This window comes from Pseudomonas sp. BS3782 TE3695 (genome assembly GCF_050435305.1).
Taxonomy (GTDB): Bacteria; Pseudomonadota; Gammaproteobacteria; order Pseudomonadales; family Pseudomonadaceae; genus Aquipseudomonas.
In genome coordinates this window covers 4229606-4254056 of the sequence record NZ_JBNDKB010000001.1, presented here as the reverse complement: position 1 = coordinate 4254056, position 24451 = coordinate 4229606, and the positions used below count along the sequence as shown (strand labels likewise).

The window sequence follows — 24451 nt, the reverse complement described above, 5'->3', positions numbered from 1 at the left end:
TTGCGTCACTGTGTCGCTTTTCGCATCAACTCTTTGCGCAATTTTCCGGGTGACATGCCAAACATGTTCTGAAGATGTCGAATGAAATAAGGTGCATCGGCGAACCCGCGATTTGTAAGCGTCTGCTAATCACACCTTGCGACCTTGGGCTTTTAGCTGGCGCTACTCCTTGGATAAAAATCGTTCGGTGATCATCGCCACCGCCTGCGCCGGAGACGTCAGGGCTGTGTCTATATGAAACGGAGCGCTTTCCCACGCCTCATATTCGTGATCCAGTACAGATTGCCAGGTTGGTGGAGTCAGCCCAGGAATATCAATTTTTCTGGTTTCTACCCGGCGCTGGTGTTCATGTTTATCAGAGCAGATCACTTGGATGCTCACTAATGGAGCACCAGAGCGTGCGGCGATATCGCTCCACGCCTTTCGGCTTTCGATTACTGGGTTAACACAGTCAACTATGACCGTGCTGCCAAAACGAAGATTGCTCAGAGCAAGCTCATTGGCGACCATGTAACCGCTCCGACCTACGTCTTGTGCAAGAGCACCGGAGTCTCGAATAGCCTGCTCAATCGTATCGATCCGCAGATACACGGCACTTGTTCTGGTGGCAAGGTCACTTGCGATAGTCGTTTTTCCGGTACCTGGAAGGCCGCTGAAGACAATGAGCATTCTATGTCCTTAGGTTAGTGAGTTAACCCAGTTTAGGTGGCTGCCAGTTATGCGGCAGCAACTGGTCGATTTCACTCGCCCGCTGCGTCGGCAGCCGCGCGAGAACATCCTTCAAATAAGCATACGGATCATGCCCATTCAACCGCGCAGACTGGATCAAACTCATGATCGCCGCTGCCCGTTTTCCGCTGCGTAGTGACCCTGCGAAGAGCCAGTTCTTGCGTCCAAGAGCCCACGGCCGGATCTGGTTCTCCGCCCAATTGTTGTCTATGGGTACGGCCCCGTCATTTAGGTAGCGCGACAGTGCTGACCAGCGTTTCAGGCTGTAATCCAGCGCTCTGCTGATAGCCGATCCTTCGGGTACAAGATCACGCTGGGCGATCATCCAGGCATGCAGCATATCCATCACCGGTACGGCTTTTTCTTGCCGTATTCGGCCCCGTAAACCCGGTTCAAGGTCACGGACTTCGCTCTCGATTTCGTACAGCAACTGGATATAACGCAGGGCCTGCTCGGCGAGCAGGCTCTTGTTGGTGGCGTGCAGTTCGAAGAACTTGCGGCGCGCATGGGCCATGCAGCCGATCTCGGTTACGCCGAGTTCGAAGCTGGCCTTGTAACCGCCAAAATCATCACACACCAGCTTGCCCTTCCAGTCTTGCAGGAAGTTGCGAGCGTGCTCACCGGCTCTGCTGGGGCTGAAGTCGTAAACGACAGCCGCTGTTTCGCAGAATTGGCTGGTGGCGTAGGCCCACACATAAGAACGATGGGTTTTCTTCGAGCCCGGAGCGAGCATCTGCACCGGTGTTTCATCGGCGTGGATGACCTGGTGCCCGAGCACTACGTCGCGTAGCGCATTGACCAGAGGCTGCAACTGCACGCCCGTCATGCCAACCCATTGAGCCAAGGTTGAACGTGGAATTGCCAAACCAGCTCGACCGAAAATAGACTCCTGGCGGTAAAGCGGCAGATGGTCGGCGAACTTGGCGATCATGACGTGGGCAAGTAGCCCGGCGGTCGGGATGCCCTTGTCGATGACCTGCGCCGGAACCGGTGCCTGGATCAGCGTTTCGCAGTCATCACAGACCCATTTGCCATGCACATGGCGCTCAACGGTAAACACGCCGGGCGTGTAGTCCAGCTTCTCGCTGATGTCCTCACCGATGCGCTTGAGTACGCAACCACATTGGTAGTGAGTGTTGTCCGGTTCGTGATGGATCAACGTGCGTGGAAACTCTGCCGGCAACGCTGTGCGCTTGGGCTTTTGCTTTTTCTCGGTCGCCGCTGGCACTGTTTGCAAGGCCTGAAGCTCTGCTTCAATCGCCGCAATATCGGTATCGATCAAGTCATCGAGCAAGCTAGCCTGATCAGGATTCATCTGTTCGCTGCGCTTGGCAAACTTCAAACGCTTGAGCTGCGCAATCTTGTGAGTCAGCTTCTCGATCACCGTTTGATCGCGATGGATCTTCTTGCCCATTGTTTCGACTGTCTGATCGAGACTTTCCACACGCTGCATCAACTGCGCTGCCAGAGCGCGCAGTTGTTCAGGGGTAAGGTGGTCGAGATTGGGGTGCGAAGTCATGGCGCCGATTTTGGCAGAGCAGGCAGTTTGCAGCGATAGACCGATAGCCTAATGGCAGCCGTTAAAGCAGTGTGATCGCGCCACCAGCCCCCACGCGTTGCCATGGCAGGCCCAATACCAGGGCTTGGAGTTGCTCGGTATCCAACTGTATTTCAGAGCCATGGCGAATGCTTGGCCAGTGGAACTTGCCTTGGTTCAACCGGCGAGCAGCCAGCCAGATGCCGAAACCGTCATGCACCAGAACTTTCATACGAGTGGCGCGGCGGTTCGCGAATAGGTAAGCACAGTGCGGCTTCGCCGCACCGAACACCGCGATCACTCTGGCCAACGCGGTCTCGGTGCCAGCTCGCATGTCCATCGGCTCGGTGGCGAGCCAGATGGAGTCGATGCGGATCATCGCAGCAGGTCTCGAAGAAAGGTCGCGCACGCAGCAGCACTTTCAGTTGGCCAGTTCACTTTGACGGTGCCACACGGGTGCTGGATCTCGACGCAGATATTCGACGATACAGCTTGCGAATTTGCTCCGACCAGCTGCATGGGTAGCGGAACAAACGCAGGTTGCAGCGCCGTGCTTTTCTGCGCTTGTACCCGAATCCATTTATGGACGAGGTTTGCGTTGAGGCTATGGCTGAGCGCGATGCTGGCAATAGAAGCGCCGGGCTGGGCACACTCTTGAATGACTTGAGCCTTGAAGGACTTGGAGTAGGAACGGCGTTGTGGCTGCATGAAATACCCGCTTAAAAGGCTAGAACTGGTGTCCACCTAAATTTAAGTGCACACCATGTCCTGGCCTCGCGGGACTGGGTAGATGACTTGGCCGGACGGATACCGCGATTTCCCCTATATGTCGATCCGAGCTGATGAGGAACCATCGGCCAAACCTGAGTCGAACCTGCCGATAGACTTGGACTGGAGTGTTACTGGTTTGCTTCAACGTTCCCCTCCCTTTGCTTCGAACTCAATGGCCCCGCTTCCAGGTGCCTTGTGCTCGCCCGTTAAAGCCAGGCTTTGATTTGCGTACAAACGGCTTGAGTTGAAATGCCATAACGATCATGCAGCGTCGGCAGCGCCCCGGCATCGAGGAACGCATCGGGCAAGGCGATCTGCCTGAAGGTTGGCGTCACTCCGTTGCGCAGCAGCACTCCGGCAACGGCCTCACCGAGACCGCCAATTATCGAACTGTTTTCTGCGGTGACCACCAGTCGACCTGACTTCCTTGTCTCGGCAAGAATGGTTTGCTCATCCAGTGGTTTGATCGTCGGTACGTGCAGTACGGCGACATCGACGCCGTCCGCTTGCAGTTCCTTGGCTGCTTCCAGCGCACGCATGGTCATCAGAGCGGTGGAGATGATCAGCACATCGTTACCGGTGCGCAGGGTCTTGGCCTTGCCGATCTCGAATTTATAGTCGTACTCATCCAGCACCAGCGGCACATTGCCGCGCAACAACCGCATGTATACCGGCCCCTGATGCGCGGCGATGGCGGGCACGGCCTATCGATTTCCAGGGCATCGCACGGGTCGACGATCATCAGGTTGGGCATGGCGCGGAAGATTGCCAGGTCATCGGTGGCCTGGTGGCTTGGGCCGTAGCCGGTAGTGAGGCCGGGCAACCCACAAACGATTTTAACGTTGAGGTTTTCTTCGGCAATCGCCATGCAGATGAAGTCATAGGCGCGGCGCGAAGCGAACACCGCGTAGGTGGTGGCGAAAGGCACGAAGCCTTCGCGGGCCATACCCGCGGCCGCACTCATCAGCAACTGTTCGGCCATGCCCATTTGATAGAAACGGTCGGGATGTGCCTTGGCGAAGATGTGTAGGTCGGTGTACTTGGACAGGTCGGCGGACAGACCGACGATGTCTGAACGCTGTTCTGCCAGCGCCGCGAGCGCATGACCGAAAGGTGCGGATTTCGTGGCTTGGCCTTCTGAGGCAATCGAAGCGATCATCGCTGAGGTGGTCAGGCGTTTTTTGGTCGGTTCGGCAATCGAAGTCGGAGTGTTGGCGGCGTTGCTCATTGGTTTTTTCCTTCATGGTGTGTCACACCCCGAGAAGCCCTACACCCTCAGCTTCGATCGTTCCTACATGACGCTGGAGGCTGCCAGCCACGGGCTCGGCTTTGCCCTCGAAAGCACCTTGCTGGCGCAGGACTATCTCGCACGGTGCGTTGGTAGAGGTAGCGCCGGAGCTGAGCGCTTCGATTACTGCACACCACTTGGTTTTCCCAAGGGCCCACGCACACTTCCCTCGGGTCAGACGATTCCTGGAATGGATGCAGAAAGAGTTGGGGCATGATTTTAGTTACTGAATGTCAGTTAGGTGCGAGGAGCTCCGATAACCATGGTCATCATGAGTCCATCGACGGCGAGGCCGCTTTTGCGGCGTTCGATATTTGGAGTGGTGTTCGATCGGGCGATGTCGTTTTTTGAATCGCCACGAAAAGCGAGAGAACACAGCTGATCGACGTACCTCCGACCATCGCGGCAATCGTGTGGAAAATGATACTCACGGCCTGATAGCCGCTTCTCCGCGTGGCTGTAGAAAGCACTCGGTAGCGCGACTCGGACTTATGTTCTTCTTGTTCTTGACATGCCCTCCGAACAAGTCCAAAAATGAGTCCATTCCCACTGAGGGGATATTACAAAACCTTTAGATTTCAATGGGTCGGACGCTAGATGCGAGTCACGTTTCCCGCTCCAAATACTAAAAAATGGACCTCTGAAAAGAGGTCCATTTTTTTTCGTCCAAAGAAAAGTCTTTCTTTGACCTCACAAATACGGCAGTCCGCGTATCCGTCGGCAGCTGGAGCGTAATGTAAGCGATCCATAAACTTCACCTACCGTATGGTCGTGGTATGAAGTCAAGTATCCGAGCCGGATACATGCTCCACTTGAGTTCTTACCCCAAACAATCGATCGGCTATCTGTCGACCGCGCTCCAGCCCTTCAGGCGTCAACCAAATCGATTTGCTCTTGTTCACCGGATTGCTGATGAGACCCTGTTCATGCAATCGGCTCATGGTCTCGAAGTCGAACCCTTTCCAAGCATTGCCGTTATCAAAACTGAAGGTTGCCAACAGGGCAAGCACGGCTTCTTCAATCCGTTTATCGTCGTACTCCATGATCGCTGCTCCGCTCGTATTTTTTAATACTCATCATAAACCCCACCAGCCATCAAGATGGATCGCGCGCTTAATTATACGATACCGGCGAGCAGTTCCAGGGCAGTAAAGCTTCGTTGCACTGGATCATCCAGCGCGCCAAGGTTTGGCGTGGAACATCGACGCCGTGGCGGCCCAGCGGTTGATGGCGTGCTCTGGATGCTTTGCTCAAGCGCCGCCTGGCGCGATATGTCCGAACGCTTCGGCTCCTGGTCTGCGGTCTACCAGCAGTTTCGGGATTGACGGAATCAAGGACCGTTCGACCTGCTGCTCAAATCGCTGCACATCAAGTTGTCGCTTCCAAAACTGCGACTACACTCGGTCTTGCTGGCCCAGAAGGATCGACGGCTGCCATAGGTTTTCGTGGATCCTTTGAAAACTTTCTTCGAGACAAGGAGCAGTCATGACTACCCCAGACACACTTTTGCAAAGGCAAATCAGCCTCACCCACGCTTTCGTGGTCAATAACGCGGCGTTGTATTCGCAGTCCTGGGAAAACATCAAGAACCCCAAGCCGAGCCAGGTCAAAGACAATATTCTTACGCGTCTCAATGGCTCGAAGGTAGGCGGCGGCTATGCCGTAGCCTGGGGCCCCGCGCTGGTAACGGATGGCGAGTACACGGCGCACATCACCGTGGTGCTGACCGGCGGGAGAAGTGGGAACGATATCGTCGTGGTGACGAGTGGGACACTCAAGGATTCTTTAAAGGATCTGGTGGACGATCTCGATATTTTTCCAATGGTACCGTTGCAGAGCGTTATTCCGGGTTACCAGGGATCGGCGAGTATCGCCCAGGGAACGGCGGATGGTGTGAACGCGATACTGACCACAGCCTCGACTATCGGTGCCACGGGTACACTGTGCGATTTTCTTGGGAGGCAGCAAAGTGGGGCGACGATCCGTCTGGTTGGACATAGCCTTGGCGGTGCGCTCATGTCGGTGCTCGCGCTTTATCTGAAAGACAGGTTCCCGGGCTTTAACTTCTTTTGCGAAACCTTCGCTGCGCCCACGGCGGGAGATGGTTTTTTCGCCGGTTATTTCAATAAGCAAATGGCCGGTAATGCGCTTCGCATCTACAACACCCTGGATATTGTTCCTATGGCGTGGTGCGCAACTTCTCTCGATTACTCCCTGACCGTGTATGAGGATGATCCCATTGATGAAAGCACGAGGAACACGGTTTGGTCCCGCATAGACAAGGTTGTGAATAACAACCTGAACTATACGCAATGGGGAATGGGCAGCGTGAACATGGAACTGCGGCTCTGCGGGAAACCTCAATCCGACTGCACAAACTACAAGTCTCAATCCGGCTATCAGCACATCTATGAGTACATGACACTGTTGGGCCTGCAGCCCACCGATATACCGATGCCGCCGTTCGGCAGCTAGTGGGGCAGTCTCGCCGTCCAGATGTTTGAGTTGCGGTTGCCGAGGTTTCCTTGGGGAAGTCGACGCAACTGCAATTCGCTTATCCGGAAGCCTTTTGCCCGCAATAGCACTTAGGCAGACGCGATGTGGTCGGTGAGTTCATCGGACGACGACCACCGAGAAAGACACGACCTTGTTCGCTTTTTATCTGAGAGACGGGGGCAATGGGGTCGATGTAAGCCGACTGCAGGTCCCGCTCCGGGATCTCCCAGATGATTTGCTTTGGCGGTGTTTCTTTGTAGGCCGGGTTGTTGAGGTAGCTGTTTGCCGCGCCAGAGAACGCTCCGCCGTCTTTGGCGAAGTTACCCACGGGGGCGCCCAGTGCCTGCTGCAGAAACCCTGCGAAGTTGGAGTTGCGCGAGAATGAGGTGCCGATGAGCGCGGTGTTGGGCAGGTCGGCATCGCCAAAGAGGTCTGCCTCAGTGTCAGGGCTGTCGGCTGACGCAACGGGAAGTTCGTGGGTGCTGGTTTGGGCGACCATTTCGGGTGCGGGTTGCCATTTGAGCGGCAGCCAGTCGATGCCCGCCAGATGCACCAGATCGCCAGGTCGCACCGCGAGCGGGGCATAAGTTTCGTTGAACGACCTGCGTGGCGTTGCGCTGATGCCCAGGGTCTTCAGGCGTTGGGTGATGGCGTTGGCCGCCGCCTTCGCGCCGGATTCGCTCCAGTGCGTATCGGTGCGTAACCAGGCACTGGCCCCCAGTGGCATCAGCGCACCGGTGAGGTCCAGATTCGACACGCCACCCACATCTAATTTCGAGGCCCAGGTCTGGATGCGCCCTTCAAGAACGGCTGGACGGTGCAGTGCGCAACGCTGCCCGGAAGCGATGCGGCTTTTGTCTGGAACAATGACCACCAGCAGACTGATGTCACGTTGGGAGAGCTGCTGCTTCAGATCAATCACTGCCTGGACTTTGGCATCGGCATTGCGCTGCGCTTGATCATTGACCTTGAGCTCATCGGCCAAAAACAACCAGTCAGGACAGCCCGAGCGAACCCTCGGCCCGGTGTCACCGAGGAGCAGCCAACTGGCACCGCGCTCCAGCTCGGCGAAGGTCGTGGGGAGTTGAGCGTTCGACAGTTCCTTGGCGATCCGATGAGTAATATCGCCGTCAAGAATCTGCGGGGTCAGCACTTTATCGGGTAGCGAGATTTGCCCTGAGACAATCAGACGGCCAGAGGACAGCAGCCCGACGAACAGGAATATCAGCAGCGCCACGCCTGCCAACCGACTGCTGCGTATCGCCAGATCATCTGGCGGAGTGGGGGACGGGGTGTGCTTTAGGTTCGTCATCAGAATTGGAAGTACAGGAAGGGGACGGTTTCGCGACTGGCGATCAGTGCGAACGACAGCAATAAACCGGCGATGGGCCAAAGGGCAGCGGTGTAAAACGCAATGCCGCCCAGTTGTTTCTCACAGTAAGGGCGCAGCAGCGGTGCGACGATTCCGAACACACCCAGCAAGCCCGCAAGGCCGTGTACCGGGCGCAGGGTCGCGGACAGTTCATCACCGAGGGCAATGCCCTGCAGGCCGAACTGTCCGGCATACAGACGTAGCGCGCTGTGAAAGTCGGGGGCGCGGAACAGTGTCCAGGCCAGGCAAACGAACAGCAGTGTCAGCCCATGGGAAAGCACCGGCGGCATCGGGGACAGGGTAGAGCTGTTCCAGGCCCGATTCACACACAACGCAATGCCATGGGCGCTGCCCCACAGCAGATAATTCCAGCTATCACCACCGTGCCAAAGACCGGCGATGGCCATGATCAGGAACAGGTTGCGATAGGTCTTCCAGGTGCCGTTGCGATTGCCACCCAGCGAAATATACAAGTAGTCACGTAACCAGCTGGACAGCGAGAGATGCCAACGACGCCAGAAGTCCTGGATGCTGTTAGCCAGATAGGGACGGTCGAAGTTCTCGGGAAAGTGAAAACCCAGCATCAGTCCCAGCCCAATCGCCATGGCACTGTAGCCGGCGAAGTCGAAGAACAGTTGCAGGGAATAGGCAAGGCAGCCAACCCAGGCGTCGGAGAAGCTGGGGTTTGGCAAACTGAACGCCACATCGACCAGCGGCGACAGGGTGTCGGCCACCAGCACCTTCATGCTCATCCCGACCATGAACCGGCGTGCGCCCAGTGAGAAATTCTGCAGGTTGAAGTGACGCTGATTCAGCTCACGCCGAACCCAGTCATAGCGAATGATAGGGCCAGCGACCGAATGGCCGAACATCGAAATATAGGTGGCGTAATTAATGAAGCTGCGTTCGACCGGCACCGTGCGGCGGTGTACATCCACCAGATAGGAAATCGCCTGCAAAACAATAAACGATAGCCCGGCCGGCATGATGACCCGCTGCCAGTCCAGCGGCATGGCGCCATACCAGGTGACGGTATCGATCAACGTGCCGGCGACAATGTTGGCGTATTTGTACCAGCACAGCACCGCCGTATTGAGCACGATCAGCATCACCAATAGCCGCACACGGCCCTTGCCTTTTTCCCGCGAGGCGTCAATCAGCAAACCGCCGGCCCACGCCGTGATAGTCAGCACAACATGCACGGCGAGGAACCGGGGGCTCAACCAGCCATAGAACAGCCAGCTGCCGATCAGTAGCGTGACGTTGCGCCAGGCGGCTGGGCACATTGCATAAGTGCACAAAAACAGCGGCAGGAACAACGTCAGAAACTCGAGAGAGGCAAAAACCATGGTGGTGGCGCGATCCGATCAGTGGGCCATAACGTCAGTTGCGAGCAAAAGGTAAGAACCCTTTGCGCCAGGTAGCAGCACAACGCTGTAGCGCTCGCCGGCCTTGAGCTGGCCCAGGTCAAGCGGGGCACCGACGTTGGTTTGGGCGCAGACCAATTGAACCGACAGGCTGACCGGGTTGATCGCGCGACGTTGCACGCTGCCCTCGGCCACCTCCTTGAACAGGTCGGCGTTCTTCCCCGCCGCGCGCAAACTGGCCTGGGTGCACGCTGGATCGGCGCTGATAAACGCCAGCGAGGCTCTCAGGCTATTGAAGTCGTCGGGTTGCTCACGGATGACGACTTGGCGGATACCTTGGGCGCTGTCTGGCAAAGCGATCACGCTGGCGAATTCACCTGCTGCCACCTGGAGGTCCAGCGGCTGGCTTTTGCCATTGCGTTCCAGGCTGCCCTTGATCGGTTGGTTGGCGGGCACGGGCAGGTAGTCGGACACGGCATTCGAACCTTCGAGTCTGAGGCTGGCCCGTGAACCTTCGGCCAGCAGCTGCAACGGTTGGTCAGCAGCGTTGATAAAGCGCAGGAAGGCCGAGTCCTGATCCGGGCCCGTCGGGTACAGGGCAATGTCGGCGGCCTGGGCGTGCAGGCTCAGCATCAAGGGCGCTAACAGCGCCCAGCCACATGCGGATCGGCTCATTTACCGGCTCCTGTGACGGTGTTGGCGGGCAGTTTGGCCAACGCACCGCCAATCGCAGTGCCCCATGCTTGATAACCGGCGACGGTGAAGTGTTGCCCGTCAGTGGTGATCCACTGCCCGGGTTTGGAGAGCGTCAGCGAATCGATGTAGGTGCAAGGCGCCACGTTCGCGGCCAAAAACTGCGACATCAACTGGGTGCGGGCATCATTCTTTTGGTACATGCCACCGGCTTTGCCCCAGGCCGGGCCCACCCAGGCGCAACGGGTCCCGGTGGCTGCAATGGCCTTGGCCAGGCCGGTGACGCTTTGCCATGCCCAGGCCTTCGGAAACACTGGCTTGTCATAGGACGCCATGGTGTCGCCGATGACCAGTACCACCAGGTCGGGTTTGTCGGCGGCGATCAGGTCCTGGATCGGTGTGGTGGTTGCCTCGCGCCCTTTGATCACGATCTTGTCGTTGCCTTTGCGCTCGGCGCCGCAGTCGACCTTTTTACTGATCAGCCAATCGCCGGCGCTGGCGCCGCAGGCACCGATGGAATGAACCAGGGCGCCTTGGCGAGTCAGGTTGTCGTGCAGCGGCTCCAGCAAATGGTCCGCGAGGCTCATATGGCTCTCCCCAAGAACAAGGAGGGACAGGCCGGCAAGGGCAGAAGTGGGCATCGAAAGCTCCAGAATGATCAGTTGGAATAAGGCGAGGTGTACGGGCTGACCGGCAGGCTCATGGGGCCGCTGATGTCTTCGAACTGGTAACGCAAAGACAGGGCACCGCTGAGTTGTTGGTAGTCGTGGGCGTTGTCCAGGCCCAGATTGGCACCCAGCAGGAAGTTCGAAGCGACCTTGTATTCAGCCGCCGCGGCGACGCTGTAGCCGATCCCGGTTTTGTTTTGCCCTTCGTAGCGCAGGCCCGAGGCCGCTTGCAGGGCTTTGTCGTTGGGGAAATAGTCGGCGCTGTCCTGCTCGAAATGTTGCACGCCAACCGAGCCCTTGACTTGATACGTCAAGCGCCCGGTGCGTTGTGCCCAGGTCACTGGCACGCCCAGGGCGAAGAACGTCTGCGGGCTGAAATAGCCACCGTGGCCATAGGTGAAATAGTCCTGATTGTTGGCGTAGCTGATGCCGGTCATGCTCAGGCCGACGGTCAGCTTGCTGTCCGTTGCATTTTGCAGGTACCAGTAGACACCGCTGCCCAGCTCACCGCGGCTGTTGGACTCGACATGGTTGCCCAATAGCTGGTGCCAGGAGGCGTAGCCATAGACACCGACTTCGTTGTCGTCAAAGCTCAACTGGCCACGCCCGCCGTTGGCGGTCACACCGCCCCAGGACTGCCCGCTGCGTTTGTCCGTGGTGCCGGCAAACGAGGTGACGCTGTCAGTCACCGGCCGCCGGGAAACGCTCACACCGTAACGGACATTAGAGGAGTCGCTCACGGGTCGATCAATGCTGATGCCACCAGTGGCGGTGGTGTATTTGAAGCCGAGCGGGGTGGTGCCCAGATCAGCTTTGAATCCATCCGCGGGTCGTTGAATAGCGACGGAAAGGCCGACACCCTCGGCTTTTTGCGAGCCGACGCCGTCGCTCTGCGCACCGCTACCAAAGCGCGACAGTGCATCGTCGCTGACACTGCCGGCGTTCAGCGAGACGGGCGTCACACGCAAAGCGACGCGGCTTTCATCCAGCGGGATATTGATTTCCAATGGTGTTTCAATATCGGTGAGTTTGCTCAACCCCGACTCACTGTTGTTGCTGCGAATGCTCACGCCCTGGGTGACGTAGGCACTGCGCTCCTGAAGGATTTTATTCAGCGCCAGTTGCGCGGGGCTGATGTCCTCGCTCACCAGTGCTGAGCGCGGCAGCTGCGACTCGAATCGATTGCTTGCCTGCTGTGGCCGTGGCGGGGCGTCGATGCCAAAAGGGGTGGCAGACCTCACGCTGCCCGGCATCTCCTGAACCGGTGGCGGGATCGCTGCCAGCAAGGTGTCGCGACTGACCTCGCTACGTGGACCCGAAATCCCGGCAAAAGGGTTGGCCGCCAACGTCGAGCCGGCCAGTTGGCCTCCCTGGCTCCTGCGTTTCTCGCTCTGTTCAATGGCCACCGCTTTGCGCAGCAGATCGGTCGCCGTGCCGGTCTGGCCCATGTTCTGGTAGCGGCGGGCGGCCTCTGTCAGCGTTTGAGGGTTGCCGGGTTCAGTCTTGAGCAGCTGTTGCAGTGCCTGTTCGGCAAAGGCCGTGTCCTGTGCTAACACCGCTGCGTCGGCGGCACCCAACAGCAGTTGCGGGTCGTTTGGCTGACGTTGTAACAGCGGTTTGTAGAGTTCGAGGGCTTTTGCCGTGTCGCCGTTGGCCGAGTACATCCGCGCCAATGCCGCGACGGCCGCGCTGTCACCGGGGCGTTGCGCCAGGGCCGGCGCTAGCGTGTCATAAGCGCTGGCCAGATTGCCTCGTTCCCGCAACTGGTCAGCCTGGCGGATGCGATAGTGATAGAGCAGGTCGTCGAAACGCTTGCGAGCTGGCGCGTTCAAAGGCCTGTTCTGAAGGTCGCGCAGAATCTCGTTGACTTGTGCGTCTTCTCCGGTTTTAAGCAGGACCGCGGCGTATTGCAGGATGAAGTCCGCCGAGGGCGCCGTGGTGTTTTGCAACTGGCCGCGCATGAGGGCCAGCGCACGGGTTGGCTCGCCGATGTCGACATAGGCCGAGGCCAGGCTCGCCGTGCGATCTGGACTGTTGTTGGCCGTCGGCTGAATACGGTCGAGCAAGGTCAGGGCTTCCTGGCGCTGTCCGCGCTTGCCCAACTCGATCGCCTGGCGCAGTTGCAGGTTGAGGCTGACATCAGCGGCCAGCGCGTCCATGTCCGGAGTGCGTTGGTCGGGGCGCAAGCGTCCCAACGTGGTCTGGGCGGCTTTCCACTCACCCATCTGCACCGATAGCAAGGCGCTGACGTAAAGCGCATCGGCATTGTCGGGTCGGGCCTGGAGCATGGCGTTGATCAAGTCCCGAGCCTTTTGCGGTTCGCCCATCGCCAGGTTCAGGCGGGCCAGGGCGAAACGTGTCCAGATGTTGTCCGGCTCAACGCGCAGCGCGTCTTGCAAGGCGTTGCGCGCAGCGGGCAGGTTGTTGCGTTGTTCGGCGAGGGCGGCCAGTTGTGTCGCGCGCAAGGCTTGCAGGCGTGCGGACTGGCCGATCTTTGCCTGTCCGGTGGCGGGCAGGCTGTTGATCAGTTGCAGGGCTTCATCGTTCTTGCCGCTCTTGAACAGCACATTAACCAGCCCTTCCAGTGCTTGAGGGTCGTCGCGGCGCTGGTTCAAAATCTGCCGATAGTTGCGCTGAGCGTCATCGAACTGGCCCGCGCCGGCCTGAATGTCCGCCAGAGCGAGACGCGCATCTACCCCGTTTGGATTCAACCGCAGCGCCTGGTTGACCAAGACCTGTGCCTGGGCTGTCTGGCCTTTGGCCTGGACGTCGCGGGCCTGCTGCAATGCTGACCAGTAGCGCACTTCGTTCAGCGCAACTTGCCAGCGGCTGCCGTCGCTTTGTCGTATGGCTTGACTCAAGAGCTTTTCCGCTTCGGCCAGTCGGTGTTGCTGCTGGCGAATAACCCCAAGGCCACCCAGCGCGTCAGCATCATCGGGCCGGTTTTTCAAGCGTGCTTGAAAAGCCTGTTCGGCGGTGGCCTGATCGCCTTCTTTGAGCGCCTTCAGGCCGCGCGCGACTTCGGCAGGCGGTTGCCATTCCTTGCTGGCCGTCGTTGCCACCTGTTGCTTGCCCTTGTTCATCTGCGCCCGGATTTCTCCGTCATCCGGATGCGTCTTGAGGTACGCCTCGAACAACGGCACTTGTGCCGGATTGGGCGGACCGATCCAGGTCAGCGCCAGGCGCCAGCTTTCGTCGGCATCACCGGCAATGTCGGCACGCTGGGTCAGCGCGACCAGGGCGCGAATACCCTCGGCGCGGCTGTCTTCACGGCGCACCAGATGCTTGGCGTAAAACAGCGCGACGATCGAGTCGTTGGGCATCTCGCGTTGCAGGCGCTGAAGTCCGCTGCGTGCCTCAGCCCAATCTGCCTGATTGAAGGCAAGGTTGTTGTAATACTCGCGGCCGATCGTACCTTGAGGTGGACGGCCATCGAACAGCGAGCGAAACACTGCAGTCGCCTTGTCACGCTCACCGGCATCGACGAGGCGCCGAGCCTCTTCCAGACGCTGCTGGTTCTGCGGTTGGGCCACACTGATGTCCTGCGCCAATTGCAGTGCCTGCCGAGGCGGTGGCTGGATGGCCTGCAAGCGGGCGAGGTATTGCTGCGCCTGTTGTGGCTTGCCCTGTTGCACGCCAATCAAGCCCAGGCCATACAGTGCGTCAACCTGGGCCGGGTCCAACAGCAGGACTTTGAGCCAGACTTCCGCCGCGCGTTGAGGGTTGTTGCGCAACTGCCAGTACTGCCCTTGCTCGACGAGTAATGCCTGTGGTGTCGGACTTTGAGCGTGTGCAGCAGCCGTCCATGCGCTCATGACGACGATGGCTAGCGTGCGGTGGTGCGCGTGCATGCGGTCTCCCAGGAGAGTTTCAGCGTTCCGTCTTCCCGGAATCGGTAATGTTTATCTGCCCATCCGAGGGCGAACAGGCTGAGCATGAAGTTGTAGTAACGCGGCGGACCGGCTTCGCCATCAGGCCTGGCCAGCGCCTCGTGCAAGGCGAGCTCCACGCGGCGTCGTTGCTGATCGGCCAACCCGGGTTGGCCCTTGGCCTGAAGGTAGGGAATCAGTGCCGCCCAGAATCCGAACGGGCTCTGACCCTGAACAGTGCCGTGGAGAACCTTGACTGTTTCTGGGGGATAACCCGTTGCGACAGTGCTGCGGGCCATACCGTCCAGCCGCTTGAGTAGGCGCGCTGCCAGCGGTTCGGAGGTGTCACTCATGCCCAGCCAGAGGTATACGCGAATGGCATCGTAGCTGCCCGTGTCGCCGTGGATCGGGTCGCTTGTGAAGGCGCCCGATTGCGCTGAAGTGCCTTGATAACCGACCCAGTCAGCGACGAAACCGTGGCGGCTGGATTGGGCAATCATCGTCGCGGTGTTGTGGGCAATCGCTTGCCAGGGCCCGGAGGGGGCTTCCTTGGCCAGCCGTCGTAACAGTGGCAGTGGCAGATAGCTGGGGTTCAAGCGCCAAAGCGCGTCCGGCTGGACGAAGCCCTGTGGTCCAGGCAACACCATCGGGCCCAGCCCGGGCAGCGTGACGACCAATTGAGCTTCAATCGTCGCCATCAGGTGCAGGGCGTCCTGATGATAATCCGGCCGATCCCACAGGCGTGCGGCTTCGAGCAAGGCGTAGGCGATCCACAGGTCGGCGTCGGCGGCCGAATTGGCGTCTTGCAGGCGCCACTGACCGTCCGTGCCTTGCCCCCATAACCAGCCCGGCAGGCGTGTGGCGGTGGCGGAGCCTGCGAGGTTGGCTGAGGTCCAGCGCCAGAGTTTGTCAAAGCGTCGCTGATCGTTGCCGATCAGTGCGAAGAGCATGCCGTAGGACTGCCCTTCAGAGGTGCTGTGATTGGTTTCCTGGCTCGATTCCAGAACCCGGCCGTCGGCCTGGACGAAGCGCGTTGCATAGGTTTGCCACAGTGGCCAGGCTGGCGACTCACAGGATTTCCCGGCCGCTATCGCAGGCGTCAGCAGGGCAAGCACAAGCACAGCGCTCAACCTGCATGTGTTACCACGCAGGTACTGGCGAAGTGAAACACCTCGGCGGCTCATGGACGACACAGGCATGCGCGGCTCATTGACCAAGACGACGTTTGGCTCGTAAGCGCAGGGCCAGGTAGGCCATCGAAGCAAGCAGCAGGATCCCGAGGAGCGTGAACAGCATGAGCGCCATCACGTTTTGCGAGAGATACCACTGCAGATAGCGCAATGGACCCAGGCTCCCGACGTAGTAATCCTGCTCGGCGACCAGCGACTCGACATGCTTACCCCTGACCACCACCAGACTGCCTTGCAACTCGCGGGCGTTTTCTTCGTTGCTGAGCAGGGCGTTGGTTACGTCGGCCAAGCCGTTGGGTCTTGCGCTGGCGATAAACACCACACTGCGGCCACTCTTGAGCGGCGATTCGAATCCAGTCAGATAAGCACTGCCATCGTCAGCGGTAAACCTGAAGCTACTGCGCGCTTCACGCAGATTGGTTTTCGTATCCGGGCTGATCCAGTTGCGCAGACGCAAGGGCAGGTCAGACAGTTCAACGTACTGCGCAGCGTCTTCGCCCTTGGCCGGCAGCAGGTTTTGCCATTGCTCAAGCAGTGGCTGATTGTTGCCAGAGGCGAACACCAGCAAATCCCGGTCGTTTTGCTCGGCCACCTGGTCGGCATGGACCACCTTCACGCCGGTGGCCGGGTAACCGGTGGAGTCGCCGAAGCGGCCCAGCAGGGTCAGATAGGCGCTCAGATCGGCTGGGCCTGGCTCGTTGGGCAGGACTACCGATGTTTCAGAAAGGTCGGCCATGCGAGTGAACGGGAAGCCACTGTCCTTGAACACTCCGAGGTTGGGCATGGCCATGAAATGTTCGTATTGGCTGAGGTCCAGGGTCGAGTCCGGGTCGATCACACCGCGCATGTTGTCGATGATGATGTCGCGGCATTCGCCCTGTTTGATGTAGTCATACATGAAGCGAAATTGCAGGCGCGATTGCAGCGCTACGGAATTGAGCGGCAACAGCATGCGCGACGAGCGGGCCAGGCTGTCATCGGTTTTGAGCATCGCCAGCAGGCTGTCGCTGTTGCCGAGTTTCTCTATCGAGGGCAGATCGATCGACTTGATGAAGGTGTCGTTGAAGTTGACCAGCAACGAGGAGTTGGTGGAGACCGGTTGCGGCGTATAGCGGTATTTCAGGTCAAGCTGCGCACCGGGCTCACGCCAGTTGAACAGGTCGGGTGGCAAGCGCAGCGCAACCGTCATTTGCCCCGGGTTATAACCCGACACATTGAGCTCTGCGGGCGTCGCCAGTTCACCCAGGCGAACCGGCCGATCGGAGGGCAGCCAGTTAGGTGCGTCGTACGGTTGGCGTGGCTTGAGCGAGTCGATCCGGTCGATCACTACGCTCTGCCCGGAAAAGGCCGAGCTACCGAGGGCCAGTGCAGTCGCGGCGACCTTGAGATCGGCGCCATCACGCCCGGAGACGATCAACAGTTTGCCCTGAGCATCATTGGGATTGCTCACAAGCGTCAATGTCGGCCCCGTGGCCTCTTTGATCGGTAAGCCACTCACGGTCGTTGTTTCGCTGCCGCTGACAAACACCACGGCGTTGCCTTTGGCCGGCAGGCTGGTGAGGCTGGCGGGGAAGGTTGCGCCACGGTAGCTGGCCAAGGCGCCGAACCAGGACGACAGGATACCGGCGGCCTCAAGCTCAGGGCCGCCCGGGCGCGCGGCGAACACGAAGGGCAACTTCAGGGGCGAGGCGTCTCGACGATCGAACAAGGGCAGCGGCAGGGCGGACAAGTCATTGGGCTGTTTAATCGAGGACACCTGGAGGCTCAGCTGGCTCTCGTTGCCGATCCGGGCCCATAGGCTGGAGTGCAAAGGATCTTCACATTGCATCGTGTAGTGACCGATGAACTGCAGGCTGAGCCGGTTGAATTCGGTGATGGTCTGCGGCGGAATCTGCACGGTCCGGGTCTGCAATTTACCGGCCTCTTCCTTCGGCAGGGGCAGGCTGGCGGCCACTTGATCGTTGACCAGCACATTGATCTGCGAAAGGTCGGCCAGCAGCGCCGGTGAGTAGCTGTACTGCAGCGTGACCTGCGCCGCCGTGACGACTTCATCGGCGCGCACATCGAAGTTCACACTGTCGGTGGCCTCCACGCCTTTAAGGGTCATCGAATAGCTTTTGCCCAGCTCCTTGAGGGTGCGGGTATAGCTGTTGCTCGGGTCATCGGTCCCGGGCAACGTTATGACCGGCATCACCGCCGGCTCTGTGACGTTGAGTTGGGCGGCAGCACTCAATGCCCAGCCGCTCCAGCTCACTAACGAGCAGGTGATCAGCATGAGTGAGCGACGAGGAAGAAAGGTCCGGCGAGTGGAAGGCTTCAAGATCGTTGCGTGTCCGCGGTGGAGTCGATAGATGATGGAGTGTCCGGGCGTTTGCGCAGCAGCGCCTGGCTGTCCTTTAGGGCTGCAACGAACAAGCGCAGGATGGCGCGAAAGCCAATGCTGCTGACTTCGCGCAGCGCCGACATGGGCGCGTCGAGGCGGCCGTTACCCCACGTGTTGGCCCAGGTGTCGGCCCGTGAAAAAGTCAGACGCACCAGCTCACTTTGCTGGCGCAGGGTCAAAGCCTCGAATTGCACGCCCGCCACGTTGTCGTTGCTGAAGACTGTTTTGGCGGGAAAGAGGCTTGAGGGCGATGTGCGCAGAATGCACAGCCGCAGCTTCTCATTGACGCTGAGCAGAACCTGCGGTGGCAGTGCCAGACCCACGCCGTTTTGTGAAAAGTCCCGGGTTACGCAATCGAACCAGGTGCCGTCTTCGCGATAGATGCGCACGGGCAAATCCGCAGGCACCCTGGGTTCGTTGCGCACCTGAGAGGACTCAGTGGCCACCGCCACAGCGGTGCTGACGATGACGATGTTGTACACGGTCCAGGCCAGGTTGATCAGCAGGGTAGTGGCCTCGGCAGAATCACCGCCGATCAGTTTCACCACGCCGATCGCCAGACCGATCATGTTCAAGGTCAGCAGGACGATATAAGGCCGCGCAAGCTTCCAGTTGAAATAGTCCTTTTCGAGGGTGCCGCCCTTGTCGGTCACGTTGAATTTGCCCAGCGAAGGGCTGATCAAGGCCAACAGCACCGGTCGCATGATGTACCAGGCCAATACCGACTCATACACTTCGTTCCAGAAGGAATGGCGGAAGCGCCCCTGGATGCTGGAGTTGGTCAGGCTGGAATGGAAAATATGCGGCAGTACATAGACCGTGACCATCAATGCCGAGGCATGGAAAATCTGCGCGTCGAAAAACAGGTAGGCCAACGGGGCGGTCAAGAACACCAGGCGGGGCAGGCTGTAGAAAAAGTGCATCATGGCGTTGAGGTAGCAGATGCGCTGCCCCAGGTTCAGTCCTTTGCCAAACAACGGATTGTCGGTCCGAAAAATCTGCGCCATACCCCGCGCCCAGCGTATGCGCTGGCTGATGTGTCGGGAAAGGCTTTCGGTGGCCAATCCCGCCGCTTGTGGAACGGCAAGGTAAGCGGTATTGAAACCACGGCGATTGAGCTTGAGTGCCGTGTGCGCATCCTCGGTCACGGTTTCGGTGGCGATGCCGCCGACTTCCAGCAAATGAGTCCGCCGGATGACCGCGCAAGAGCCACAGAAGAAGGCCGCGTTCCACAGGTCGTTGCCGTCCTGCACCAGGCCGTAGAACAGCTCACCTTCATTGGGTACCGATCGAAAGGTATCGAGGTTTTTTTCGAACGGATCGGGTGAATAGAAGAAGTGCGGCGTTTGCAGCAACGCCAGGTTTGGGTCCTTTAGAAACCAGCCCATGGTGATCTGCAGGAAGGAGCGGGTGGGCACGTGGTCGGCGTCGAATATGGCAATGAACTCGCCATCGGTGACTTTGAGTGCCTCATTGAGGTTGCCGGCCTTGGCATGTTGATTATTGTCACGGGTGATGTAGTTGACACCAATTTGCTGGCAGAAAATCTTGAATTCTTCCCGGCGTCCGTCATCGAGCATGTGCACCCGCAGTTTGCCCTCGGGCCAGTCAATGGCCTGAGCTGCGAGCACCACCAGTTTGACGATACCCAATGATTCGTTATAGGTGGGAATGAAGACGTCTACCGTCGGCCATTCTGCAGGTGGCTGTTGCAGAAACTGCGGTTTGCGGTGCAGCGGCCAGGCGGTCTGTACATAGCCGAAGATCAGGACGAGCAAGGCATACAGTTCGGCCAGCACCAGCCCGTAGCCAAATACGGCATCCTGCCAGTTGTCGAAATTCAGAGTGTCGGACAAGCGCCAGTACATGTAACGCAACGAAGCGATCAGCGAGAGGGTGATCAGGGTCAGGATCGCCAGACGCCCGGCTTGTTTGCGGATGATCAGGCTGGCAGCAAAACAGACGGCGGCAAACGCGGCCTGGGAATACAGATTCAGCGGCGCAGTGAGGATACCCAGCACCAACAATGCTGCGATCAGCCCGGCTGAGATCTTCAGGCCTTGGCGCCAACGCACGGGCCATCGACTGACGCGATCCTGGAAAGTATCCAGCAGCCCCTGCAACCACCACGTCTTTGCAGGTAGCTGATTCAGTTGGGCGGTCATGGCGTGCCCTGCTGGTTGGTAGCATCCGCGAAAAGCAGGGCATGGACCGCGCCGGACAGCGAAAGAATGTCCTGACAGCCAATGCTCTCAGGTGCGTACTGGAAGAGGTCCCGACCATAGGCCAGCGACTCGTTGAACTGGTGATCAAGACGAATCGTCCCGATCAAGTCAGCGCCGAGCCGCCGCACAAACAACACGCCCATGTCCCTGCTGAACGAACGCGAGTCATCCCGTTGGTTGAGCACATACCGGTGCCGTTGCGCGCGTCGTCGGGTGGTTTCCAGCCACTGGGTCATGGTGTCCAGTGCCAGATAGGAGGCCGCGTCGGCCACCGTCATCACCAGCACCAGATCGGCGGCGTCGAGTGCCTGTTGCGAATAGACGGTCGCACCCGAAGGCGTGTCCAGGATCACGGTATCGTTTTCGCTGAGGTTCATTGACGCAAGGTGCTGATTCAACCAGTCAGAATCTTCAAGCATCAACTGCCTGAGCAAGCCGCGATCGTTCATGTCGCCAATGCCGAAGGGCAGGCACTCACTGTCGCTAAAGCCTGGCAGGCAATGAGCGCCCCAGTCTGCATCCTGCTCTTTGAGCTGGATCAGCCCCGGAACCTGCCTCGTGATACCCAAGTGGCTGGACAGCGCGTTCTGAGGGTCCAGATCAATCGCGAGGGTTCGCCCGCCGGGGTGCCGAAGTGTTTGCGCGAGGCCAGCGGCGACGGTGCTTTTACCCACCCCACCATTCGCCGAAACGATAGCAATGACCTTCGCCTTGGTCCGCTTGCGAGTCGTTTCTGGCAGACCGTCTCGACGAACCTGGTTGAGTTCACGCAACAGGTCGCTCAATCGCTGACGGTCACCCGTACCAGAACTTGCAGATGGCTCGGTCAGGGGAGGGGAGTTGGGCGCGCCCATGAATAAAGAAGGCTGTGCCTCGTCCAGAAAAAACACAGGGGGTGTTGATATTGGGGAAGACAAGGCCACCGACTGTTCTGGCTCAGCCAGTACAGGTGTAATCGGATCGTCTTTGAAACCTTTATAGTTTGGTTGTATTTCCTGGTAACTCTGCGCATTGGCGCCAAAACGTGTAAAGAGTTTTGTAATATCGTCAACATATTTCATGCGTTGTACCAGGAATGAAATAACTCAAAAACTCAGCATTCCATTAACTTAACAAAGTTGATGTATCGTCTGGGCGTTGGCAGAGTGCCATTAATCTAGGATGCCGGCGTCTGGGTGTCAATGATTGTTATAAAAAGTCAGCGAGGCTTGTAAGTGTTAATTCGAGTGTTATTAAGGTGTTATGTTTTTCGCGGAAAGTGTGGAGTGTTAGAGTGCGTCCAATGATGACGTTTCGGTGGCTGTATGATGTGGTAGTGGGTAATGGGCGTATTTGTAAGGAGACTGCGTGATGGAGTATTGATCCCTTCAATGATTTGATGCGGGGTTATCCATTAAATAAGTTGGCTGATGTATTTGAAAGGGGTGGTGACGATTTCAAAAATTTTTTATACACCTTGAAAATAAATCCATTCCTGCCTCAGGAATAAAAGAACCCCTTGGGTTTCCATGACGCTAGATGGAAGTTTCGTTTCCCGCCCCAGGCATTAAAAAATGGATCTCTGGAAAGAGGTCCATTTTTTCGTCTAAAGAAAAGTCTTTCTTTGGCTGTTCCCGCCTTTCCATTGGGGCTGCCTTGATCAGTGTGGGCCTTGGGCTCTCAGCTTGGCCAAGCCCTGTTTGATGTGTCCGGCGTTCTGACCGATTGTTTGAAGCGCGCTGCGGACGTTGTCGCCAGCCGTGGCATGGCCTTGTTTCTCAACCAGTGAGGTCAGCTCCATCAGCGCAGCCTCCAGGGCGAGTTGGTTGTGGTGCAGGCGTTCAAGAGCATCGGGGAGAGAATATTCAGGGGAGGGCATCGCTTCGACTCCGTTCGAGGGAGTGGAGAGCTTAGCAGCGGGAATGGCTGACAACAAAAAGCCCGCGCATGGCGTCGTGCATGGCGGGCTCTCTGTATGGGGTCAAATCCTTTTGTCCGTTCAATCTGCGCTCTGTTTTGTGAGCATTTCGTGAAAAGCATGTCGCTGGAACGAAAAAAACCGGCACTTGGCCGGGCTCTCTGTCGATGGGGCCAAATCCTTTTGGCTGACCGCATTGTGCATAGTGGGTGTGACGAAGGCATGACAGGCCGGATACGAAAACGCGGGTAAAAGCCCGCATGAGGCGGGCCTCTCCATGAGGATTGATCGGTTATCGGTTAAACCGTTCAACCAATGAGTACTGCGTGGACGCGGTCTTGGTCAGTTCCTTATTCAGATCTGCCGATTGGTGCGCCTGTTCCGAGGTTTGATCAGCCAAGTTTGCGATCGTGGTGATGTTTCGGCTGATTTCTTCGGCAACTGCAGTTTGCTCTTCAGTGGCCGCGGCTATCTGGGTGGTCATGTCGGTGATGTGGGAGACCGCTTCGCTGATGCCCACCAATGCCTTGTCTGCCTCAAGTACCCAGGTCACACCTTCTTGGGCCTGACGATGACCGCTCTCCATGGTCTGCACGGCACTGTTGGATGATGTCTGGAGCTTGGTGATCAGATCATGGATCTGGGTGGTGGATTGCGAAGTGCGTTGGGCCAGTTGGCGAACCTCGTCGGCCACAACAGCGAAACCCCGGCCCATGTCGCCGGCGCGCGCTGCTTCGATGGCGGCATTCAGTGCCAGCAGATTGGTCTGATCGGCGATGCCTTTGATCACGTCAACGACTGTCCCTATTTCGTTGCTGTCCCTGGCCAGCTGTGCAACTGTCAGACTTGTCTCGCCGACAACTTCGGAGAGGCGCTCGATAGCCTCTCGGGTGTCTCGGGCCACATCGCGGCCGCGACGGGTCAGCAGGTTAGCTTGTTGGGTGGCATCAGCCGTACGCTGGACGTGGCTGGCGACTTGCTGGGTGGTCGCGGCCATCTGGTTGACCGCGGTAGACACCTGTTCGGTTTCGACGCGCTGGCGATCAAGACCTTTTGAGCTGTCAGTGGCAAGTACATCGGATTGTCCCGCCAGCTCGCTGAGTTGCTCGGCGGTGTCTTGCAGGCGCGTCAGGCAAGTCTTCAGGCGCGAAGTCTGGCTGACGAAGGCTGTTTCCAGGCGGGCTTGTGGTCCGCGCGCATCGCTGTACATTTGAGCGATCAGTGAGTCGCAGGTAGAAGGCTCAGCCATCTGCAGCAGTCGCATAGTTCCTCGCATCTGCCAACGTGAAGAGAGCAAGCCGATCGGCACGGCTATGCCTACGGCCACGGCAATCGCCACGGGCGCGCTGAAGAACAAGCCACTCAGGGTACCCGCCAGTCCCATGGCCAGGTACGGCAAGCAATGGAGCAGGGCAGGTTGCCAAGCGTCTTGGCGGGGGATGGCCGGTTTTCCCTGGCTGATGCGCTTATACAGGGATTCAGCACGACGAATCTGATCAGTCGTCGGTTTGACTCTGACCGATTCAAAGCCCACAACCTGGCTGCCTTCAAATATCGGTGTGACGTACGCGTTGACCCAGTAGTGATCGCCACTTCTGGAACGGTTCTTGACGATACCCATCCACGGGCGACCTTGCTTGAGAGCACCCCACATATGGGCAAATACAGCAGCGGGGACGTCAGGATGGCGGACGATATTTTGCGGAGCGCCAATCAGATCGGCTCTATCAAAACCACTGATCTCTACGAAGGCGTCATTGCAGTACGTAATAACGCCTCGATCATTTGTCGTCGAGATGAGTTTCTGCTGAGGTGTGAGTGAAATCTCTCGCTGCGTAACGGGCTGGTTATTTCTCATTCCGATTGCTCCTTGGTTCCTTTAAGAGGCCATCGGCTAGGACTTGAAAAAGATTAGCGTCTTTTTTTCTAAAAAACTCTTCTATAACAATGAGTTGCATTTATATTT

17 protein-coding genes and 3 pseudogenes are annotated in these 24451 nt (G+C 58.3%); 3 read left to right on the top strand and 17 right to left on the bottom strand.

Annotation, left to right across the window (positions count from 1 at the left end; genetic code table 11):
* Positions 1-162: 162 nt before the first annotated feature.
* From ABH909_RS19060 to ABH909_RS19040, 5 genes and pseudogenes are all read right to left on the bottom strand, one after another.
* A complete protein-coding gene (locus tag ABH909_RS19060; protein WP_429436133.1) occupies positions 163-669 on the bottom strand; it encodes an AAA family ATPase in 507 nt (168 codons plus the stop codon).
* A 22-nt stretch (positions 670-691) separates the two neighbouring features.
* Entirely contained in the window at positions 692-2248 is a 1557-nt protein-coding gene (tnpC, locus tag ABH909_RS19055; RefSeq protein WP_429436130.1) for an IS66 family transposase, read from the bottom strand.
* 61 nt (positions 2249-2309) lie between these two features.
* Positions 2310-2645, bottom strand: a complete 336-nt coding sequence (tnpB, locus tag ABH909_RS19050; RefSeq protein ID WP_429436127.1) for an IS66 family insertion sequence element accessory protein TnpB — start codon at positions 2643-2645, stop codon at positions 2310-2312.
* A complete protein-coding gene (gene tnpA, locus ABH909_RS19045; RefSeq protein ID WP_429436124.1) occupies positions 2642-2974 on the bottom strand; it encodes an IS66-like element accessory protein TnpA in 333 nt (110 codons plus the stop codon). Before tnpA ends, tnpB begins: the two co-directional genes overlap by 4 nt.
* A 269-nt stretch (positions 2975-3243) precedes the next feature.
* Positions 3244-4265, bottom strand: a pseudogene (locus tag ABH909_RS19040) (transketolase family protein).
* A 4-nt stretch (positions 4266-4269) separates the two neighbouring features.
* On the opposite strand from ABH909_RS19040, the pseudogene ABH909_RS19035 reads away from it, so the two are divergent.
* Positions 4270-4555: pseudogene (locus ABH909_RS19035) on the top strand (LysR substrate-binding domain-containing protein); the annotation flags it as partial.
* 552 nt (positions 4556-5107) lie between these two features.
* Here the strand turns inward: ABH909_RS19035 and ABH909_RS19030 are convergent.
* On the bottom strand, positions 5108-5368 hold the full coding sequence (locus ABH909_RS19030) for a DUF6429 family protein (protein WP_429436121.1): 261 nt from the start codon (positions 5366-5368) through the stop codon (positions 5108-5110).
* A 186-nt stretch (positions 5369-5554) separates the two neighbouring features.
* On the opposite strand from ABH909_RS19030, the pseudogene ABH909_RS19025 reads away from it, so the two are divergent.
* A pseudogene (locus ABH909_RS19025) lies at positions 5555-5647 on the top strand (transposase); the annotation flags it as partial.
* A 163-nt stretch (positions 5648-5810) separates the two neighbouring features.
* Positions 5811-6800, top strand: coding sequence for a lipase family protein (locus ABH909_RS19020; RefSeq protein ID WP_429436118.1), 990 nt, complete (start codon positions 5811-5813; stop codon positions 6798-6800).
* Between the two features lie 79 nt (positions 6801-6879).
* On the opposite strand, the gene ABH909_RS19015 is transcribed toward ABH909_RS19020, so the two are convergent.
* The 11 genes from ABH909_RS19015 to ABH909_RS18965 form a co-directional block, all read right to left on the bottom strand.
* Positions 6880-8133, bottom strand: a complete 1254-nt coding sequence (locus ABH909_RS19015; RefSeq protein ID WP_429436116.1) for an alginate O-acetyltransferase AlgX-related protein — start codon at positions 8131-8133, stop codon at positions 6880-6882.
* Positions 8133-9542 carry an MBOAT family O-acyltransferase gene (locus ABH909_RS19010; protein WP_429436113.1) on the bottom strand — a complete coding sequence of 470 codons (1410 nt, stop codon included), beginning with the start codon at positions 9540-9542 and terminating at the stop codon, positions 8133-8135. The genes ABH909_RS19015 and ABH909_RS19010 overlap by 1 nt, the downstream gene beginning before the upstream one ends.
* A gap of 18 nt (positions 9543-9560) precedes the next feature.
* Positions 9561-10235, bottom strand: a complete 675-nt coding sequence (locus tag ABH909_RS19005) for an alginate O-acetyltransferase AlgF (RefSeq protein WP_429436110.1) — start codon at positions 10233-10235, stop codon at positions 9561-9563.
* A complete protein-coding gene (locus ABH909_RS19000) occupies positions 10232-10894 on the bottom strand; it encodes an SGNH/GDSL hydrolase family protein (protein WP_429436107.1) in 663 nt (220 codons plus the stop codon). The genes ABH909_RS19005 and ABH909_RS19000 overlap by 4 nt, the downstream gene beginning before the upstream one ends.
* 17 nt (positions 10895-10911) lie before the next feature.
* A complete protein-coding gene (locus ABH909_RS18995) occupies positions 10912-14772 on the bottom strand; it encodes a cellulose synthase subunit BcsC-related outer membrane protein (RefSeq protein ID WP_429436104.1) in 3861 nt (1286 codons plus the stop codon).
* The gene (bcsZ, locus tag ABH909_RS18990) at positions 14748-15974 is read right to left on the bottom strand and encodes a cellulose synthase complex periplasmic endoglucanase BcsZ (RefSeq protein ID WP_429439996.1); all 1227 of its coding nucleotides are present in this window, start codon (positions 15972-15974) and stop codon (positions 14748-14750) included. The genes ABH909_RS18995 and bcsZ overlap by 25 nt, the downstream gene beginning before the upstream one ends.
* Positions 15975-15996: 22 nt before the next feature.
* On the bottom strand, positions 15997-18300 hold the full coding sequence (bcsB, locus tag ABH909_RS18985) for a cellulose biosynthesis cyclic di-GMP-binding regulatory protein BcsB (RefSeq protein ID WP_429436102.1): 2304 nt from the start codon (positions 18298-18300) through the stop codon (positions 15997-15999).
* A complete protein-coding gene (gene bcsA / locus ABH909_RS18980; RefSeq protein ID WP_429436100.1) occupies positions 18297-20528 on the bottom strand; it encodes a UDP-forming cellulose synthase catalytic subunit in 2232 nt (743 codons plus the stop codon). The genes bcsB and bcsA overlap by 4 nt, the downstream gene beginning before the upstream one ends.
* On the bottom strand, positions 20525-21649 hold the full coding sequence (gene bcsQ, locus ABH909_RS18975) for a cellulose biosynthesis protein BcsQ (protein WP_429436097.1): 1125 nt from the start codon (positions 21647-21649) through the stop codon (positions 20525-20527). Before bcsQ ends, bcsA begins: the two co-directional genes overlap by 4 nt.
* Before the next feature lie 578 nt (positions 21650-22227).
* The gene (locus tag ABH909_RS18970; protein WP_429436094.1) at positions 22228-22446 is read right to left on the bottom strand and encodes a hypothetical protein; all 219 of its coding nucleotides are present in this window, start codon (positions 22444-22446) and stop codon (positions 22228-22230) included.
* 331 nt (positions 22447-22777) lie between these two features.
* Entirely contained in the window at positions 22778-24343 is a 1566-nt protein-coding gene (locus tag ABH909_RS18965) for a methyl-accepting chemotaxis protein (RefSeq protein WP_429436091.1), read from the bottom strand.
* Positions 24344-24451 lie beyond the last annotated feature (108 nt).